Annotated in this window: 4 protein-coding genes; 2 read left to right on the forward strand and 2 right to left on the reverse strand. The window is 55.9% G+C overall.

Annotated features, from left to right (window positions below; all coding sequences use genetic code 11):
• The coding region (locus ABX962_RS27220; protein WP_372724130.1) for a glycoside hydrolase family 97 N-terminal domain-containing protein at positions 1 to 559 on the reverse strand (559 nt) is incomplete at its 3' end.
• 559 nt (positions 560 to 1,118) lie between these two features.
• Between ABX962_RS27220 and ABX962_RS27225 the strand changes: the two genes are divergently transcribed.
• On the forward strand, positions 1,119 to 2,528 hold the full coding sequence (locus ABX962_RS27225) for an alkyl sulfatase dimerization domain-containing protein (protein ID WP_372724132.1): 1,410 nt from the start codon (positions 1,119 to 1,121) through the stop codon (positions 2,526 to 2,528).
• A 41-nt stretch (positions 2,529 to 2,569) separates the two neighbouring features.
• On the forward strand, positions 2,570 to 3,436 hold the full coding sequence (locus tag ABX962_RS27230; RefSeq protein WP_372724134.1) for an NAD(P)H-binding protein: 867 nt from the start codon (positions 2,570 to 2,572) through the stop codon (positions 3,434 to 3,436).
• 580 nt (positions 3,437 to 4,016) lie between these two features.
• Here ABX962_RS27230 and ABX962_RS27235 read toward each other — a convergent pair.
• Positions 4,017 to 5,708: a TrkA family potassium uptake protein gene (locus ABX962_RS27235; protein ID WP_372724136.1), complete on the reverse strand. Its 1,692-nt coding sequence runs from the start codon at positions 5,706 to 5,708 to the stop codon at positions 4,017 to 4,019.
• Positions 5,709 to 6,156 lie beyond the last annotated feature (448 nt).

Genomic DNA, 6,156 nt, shown 5'->3' on the forward strand with positions numbered 1-6,156 from the left:
GCATCTCGGAGAGCCGCACCTTGGAATACTCTGCTTGCGGATAGTCGTCCCAGTAGACGAAGTGATCGTCAGTGAATTGGAATTGACTGTCTTCCGAAACGAGCTTGATGTTCGCAACGTCCTGCTGCTGTGGAATCGTGTAGCGAAAGGCGACTCCTTCGTCGTACGCCCGGAACGTGAGGTCGAGTCGTCGCTTCGCTTCCGATGCTTCCCGCAGCTGGACAATGCATTCGTTGTACGCATCCGGGTACGAACTCTTCGATCCGACCACGGGAACCCAGCTGCCCGACTGTGCCTCGGTCCGTGTACTCTCGACCACAAAGCGGTCACTCCACGGGTCACCCTCGAAATTTAACGAGAGTGAGGAATCCGAAAGGATCGTCTTGTCTTGGTAGGAGACACGGTAGTGTGGCACTCCATCCCGCAGTGAAAACTGAATCACATGGTTTCCCGATGGCGAGGAGACCATCACCTCTTCAGCTGACAAACCGCGATCAGGCAACACGAGCATCAACAAGCAAACAGTCAAGAAGGAGGAGGACTTTCGTATCGATGTCACTGTTGGTAATTCCAGTCGTTCGGGGGCGGTTTTCTAAATTTGATCAGACGGTTCATTCCGTGCATCAATTATGCACCAAAACCCGTGTCCTTGTTGAACGCTTCCCCCAATTGGTCGCAGAACTCGTCAAGAGTTTCAAGCCGATCATCATCATCCGATCCGACCCACGAAAGCCGTTGACGATTTCCGCTACGACGATGCCTCGGGTACGTAGCGTTCATCGCATTTCACGCCGATCTGCATTTGTCCCCGCCAACTGCCCCGTCAGCGGAAATTCGTCTTAAAAAAAACTGCGATTTGATTGCTGAACAAGCATTTCTGCGGTGATTCATCGTTTTGGCTTCCGCCGAACGCAAAGTTTTTTCCATGTTTCCATTGACCGATCGGCCGATACCTGTAGGATACAGGCATGTGCATTGGGGATCCAGGAAGCTGGGTCTCATGCTTCAAACGAATTTGACCAGGCTCGTCCACAGAGGCCTCGGACAACGGGTCTGCATCACGTCCTGCGAAAGATGCAGAACAACTTCACGAACGACCTCGCAAAGGATCACACACGATGAATAAGAACACCTTTCTACATCTACTTTCGCAACTTACGGCGAGCACGATAAAGTTCGGTCTTTTGATCCTTCTCGTGCTGACCGCCGCACCCGCTCGCGGTCAAACGCAAGTCGACCCCGAAACCGCTCTGCGAATGCTGAATTCACAGCAGCACCAATTCGAGAAGGGAGTGATCAAGGTCGCCGACAACGTTTTCACCGCGGTGGGTTTCCATGGCGCCAACACCTCAATGATCGTCGGCACCGACGGGGTCATTATCATCGATACGCTTTTTGGGCCGGCGAGTGCCACGAAAGCAGCGGAGGCGTTCCGGCAATACAGCGACAAACCGGTCAAGGCGATCATCTATACTCACAGCCATGGTGATCACATCGGTGGAGCCAGTGCTTTTATCCGCGACGAGCAGCCCGACATTTATGCAACGGAACGGTTCGGATCAGCCGAAGGCGTCAACAAGGCGGTCGATCCGGTCAAAGCCAAACGAAATGTGCGTCAGTTCGGCCGAAAATTGTCGGCGGCCGAAAGTACAAATCGCGGTGTCGCACCGTCGGGGACCGAAGACGGCGACCGCGGCGAAGGGTTTCTGCCACCGACCATCACCGTCCCCAGCAGTGGACTGAAAACAACGATTGCGGGTGTCGAAATCGAACTCCACTTTGCACCGGGGGAAACCGATGATGCTCTGTTCATCTGGCTGCCCAAAGAGAAGGTGTTGTTCGCGGGCGACAATTTTTACAGTTCCTTTCCCAATCTTTATGCGATTCGCGGCACCGCCTATCGCGACGTACTGAATTGGTCCCAAAGTGTTGGAAAGATGGCCGAGTTCCAACCGCATGCGGTGGTTCCTGGCCATACAATGCCAATCCAAGGCCAGCAAGCAGCTACGACGGCACTGAAGGATTACAGCGAAGCGATTCGCAGCGTGTACGACCAAACGGTGCGAGGCATCAACGCGGGCAAGGGGCCCGACCAACTTGCTCACGAAGTCGAACTGCCTGAGCATCTCAAGGACAAACCGTATCTGATCCAGTTCTATGGTTCGGTGCCTCATGCGGTCCGCGCCATCTATTCAGGGCTGCTGGGTTGGTACGATGGCAATCCGACGACGCTGAATCCGCTTGAGCCTAAAATCAAAGCCCAAAAGATGGCCGAGTTGGCTGGCGGAATCCAACAGCTGACCGAGCAGATGCAATCCGCCTTGGCCGATCACGACTATCAATGGGCATTGGAATTGAGCGACCATGTCAAATGGTTGGACGATGCCGACCGACAACTCGCTCGCAAAGTGAAGATTGCGGCACTGCGAGGCTTGGCAGCACGAGAATACAACGCGCCCAACCGCAACTACTACCTCAGCTACGCGAACGAACTTGAATCAGGTCAACTCAGCGAAATCTGGTTCTAGTCAAATCACACGGCAACCTGTACCACGAAATCGAGGAAACGATGTCGAAAGGCAACACCATCGCAGTCGCAGCAGCCAGCGGTCAGCTTGGCGCCGCCATTGTCCAGGCCACCATCGACATCGTCGGCGCCGAGAACGTTGTGGGTCTGGCGCGAACTCTGGCGAAAGCCGCATCGCTTGGTGTGGAAGTTCGGCCTGGGGACTATGCCAAGCGTGATCCATTGACAAAGTCGCTCGAGGGCGTCGACACGCTATTGCTAGTTTCTGGCATGGACACGCCAGACAAACGGATCGACCTGCATCGCAATGTCATCGAAGCCGCCAAGGCCGCTGGCGTCAGCAAGATTGTCTACACCAGTATTCAAGGAGCGGAAGCGGGCACGTCATTCTCGCCGATCGTGCAGAGCAATCGGCAAACCGAACAGGACATTCGCAACAGCGGGCTGCAATGGGTGATTGGACGCAATGGAATCTACATCGAACCGGATGTCGAGTACATCGAAAGTTACAAACAACGTGGTGAGATTGCCAATTGTGCGGGCGACGCCAAGTGCGGGTACACATCCCGGCCCGAGTTGGCCTACGCCTACGCGAGGATGTTGACCGAGCCCAAACACGACGGCCACACGTACGACCTGCACGGCACATCGATCACGCAGCAGCAATTAGCCGACTATCTAAATCTCGCATTCGGCACGCATTTGACCTACCGATCGATGTCGGTCGCCAAGTATCGCGAGGAGCGCATTGCCGAGCTAGGCGAGTTTCTGGGGACAATCATCGCTGGCATCTACGAAGGCATCCGCGGTGGTGCCGCGGACAGCGAAAGCCACTTCGCCCAAGCCGCCGGCCGCCCCCATCAAAATTGGGAAGCGTACTTCAGCCAACTGGCCCGCGACAACCATTGATCGAGATCGCGATGAACAACACCACAAGCAGCCAGGAACCACGCTCCCCAGAGCGTAAATTCGGCAAGCAAACGTTCGGCAATGACTTCGTTATTTCAAAATGTTTCCCGAATGACACGAACCCTCCGATGGCGTTTTGGGCCGCTCCGCAAGAGCTTTACCGGAATGCGCGTAGCTCGCCCGTCAGCAGTTGAGGTAGTGGACGAGGCAACGAGTCCCTGCGACTGAGTGGCACGACGGGACTCGTAGCCTCGTCCACTACCGAGATAACACTTCACCCGCGTGACGCGTCGGGCAATCACAAAGCCAACAAAACACGCAACATCCAATCCTTCGGCCGCATTCATCTTTCTGTCTGTCATCCGCTCTCCTCGGAGGCTTGCGAACAGGCAGCGGAGGCTGACACTTTTTTTGTCCACAACTTGATCTAGTCGTTGGCGGCGCGGGTCCCCAATGCGCCCCAGGCTCCGAAGCGGCTGGGACTGCCGGAGGGCGAGGTCACCGTCCATTTTCAGCCGAATGGTCCCGCCCCAAAGGTCTTTGCAATCGATCGCGTCGGAAATGAACTTGCCTACCGCCGTTAGCGATTCAAATACTGATCCAAGAACTCTTGCTGCGAATCGTCGCTGCCGATCACGATCATTTCCCCGTCCGCGGGCAGCGGCGTGTTGGGATCGGGATTGGCTTGGACTCCAGCGTCGGTGAGAATGGCGATGACACTACAGCCGGTCTTTTGGCGGATCGCAGCTTCGGTCAACGTCTTGCCAGCAAGCGACAGCGGGATCTTTACTTTAAACACGTCCAGCCCCTCAGCCAGCAGCAGCACGTCGCTGCGACGAAGGAGATTAAAGATCGCGTTCGCGCCCATCGATGCCTCGGAGATCACGAAATCGGCGCCGGCGCGGTGTAGGGTGTGAACGTTGCGTTCGAGCGTCGCTCGGCTGATGATCTGAATGTCTGCGCGGAGTCGCCGGCAATAGAGCGTCAAGTAGACGTTCAACGCGTCGTCATGTGTGGTAATTACGACGGCAGGCGACTCCATGATTCCGGCTTGCTTGATGATTTCCAAATCGGCAGCGTCGCCGACGATCAGTTTGCCGTCCTCGGTCTTTTGTTTGGCATTTTTTTCGACGATGCGATAGTCGATCGACTGCCGAGCAAGTTCCCGCGCGGTCGCCGATCCGACTCGGCCAAAACCGAGAATCACAATCGGCACCTCGCTGGTGCGATAGATACAGAACAGGGCGTCGTATTCATCGAGTTGTTCGCGCGTTCCCGCCAGCACCAAAACGGTGTTATCGGTAATCAGTGTCTCAGGCCCGGCGTTCTGATACCGGCCTCGTTCCCAAACGCCCGAAACGGTAAGGTTGACGTGATCCCGCAATCGAATTTCTCGGAGTGTTCTGCCGACAAGCGGCGTGCCTGCGGCGCTCGCCTCGGCAATCAACAACTCATCAAATTGCCCGATGACATGCGTCTTGGCATCGCGACCGATCACACGCCGGGCCAAGGTACGCCCCATCATCTCGGCCAACTCCAGGACTCGGGTGCAACCCGCTAGTTCGAGGACGTCGACCGACGCGACATCGGCTGCGGTGGCAACAATCGGGACGTTTTCGGCGACTTCACGCGCGGTGAAGGCGACGTTGGTGTTGATGACATCGGTACCCACCGTCGCGACCAACGCGGCCTTGTCGGTACGCAACCGCCGATAGGTCTCGGGATCGTCTAATTCGCCCACCACGACTTGGATGTCCAGATCATGAAGCCGCAGCGCTTCATCGACTTCCGGGACCAACACGACGTAGGGGTATTGGTACTGTGTCAATTGTTTAATCAAAGCAGCGTCGACGGGGCCGTAGTGAGTCAAGATCACGTGCCCTTCGGTGTTTGCCGGTAACTCGCGAGGAGCACGCGCGGCCTCCTGGGCTTGGATCCATGGCGCATAGAAGAATTGGATGAAGGTAAAGGGCAGCAGGATCAGCATGAACATTGTTCCGCTCATTAAAACCAGCATCGAGAACAGCCGGCCAAGGTCGGTGTGAAACGTGATGTCGCCGAACCCCAACGTCGACATCACCGTTAGCGTCCAATAGATGCCGGTAATCCACGTGTATTGATGGCCCTCCCACTGCATCAGGTAATGAAAGATGACACTGTAGACGAGTACCATCGCGACCAGAAAAAGGATGAATTGAGCGAGCACCCGCAAGTTGCGGCGGCTGGCGCGGTCCCGCATGAAATGCAGGTACAGCGTTGTAAAGGACTTCATTGCGTCTCCTCGGGCATGTCCCGCATTCTAGCCGCGAATCCGACTGCTGTGGCGAAACTTCAATGGGTAGGGCCCGTTCCCTAAAATATTGGTCGCGGCTAGGTACGCAGAAACCGGGGCTAACGCCCAAGCCGCTGATTGGTGAACCCCGTTTTGGCAACGCAGTGAAGCATCTTCTCGTAGCGACCTTCGCCAGAAGGTGGAGATTCGTATTAGCCGGCAATCATCCACGCTCTGGCGAGCGTAGCTACAGAACGCAAATGTGTAGCATCTACTCGTAGCTACCTTCGCCAGAAGGTGGTGATTCGAATTGGCAGGCAATCATCCACGCTCTGGCGAGCGTAGCTACAGAACGCAAATGTGTAGCATCTACTCGTAGCTACCCTCGCCAGAAGGTGGTGATTCGAATTGGCAGGCAATCATCCACGCTCTGGCGAGCGTAGCTACA

Origin of the sequence: Novipirellula sp. (genome assembly GCF_041583735.1) — a bacterium.
In the GTDB taxonomy this organism is placed as follows: domain Bacteria; phylum Planctomycetota; class Planctomycetia; order Pirellulales; family Pirellulaceae; genus Novipirellula.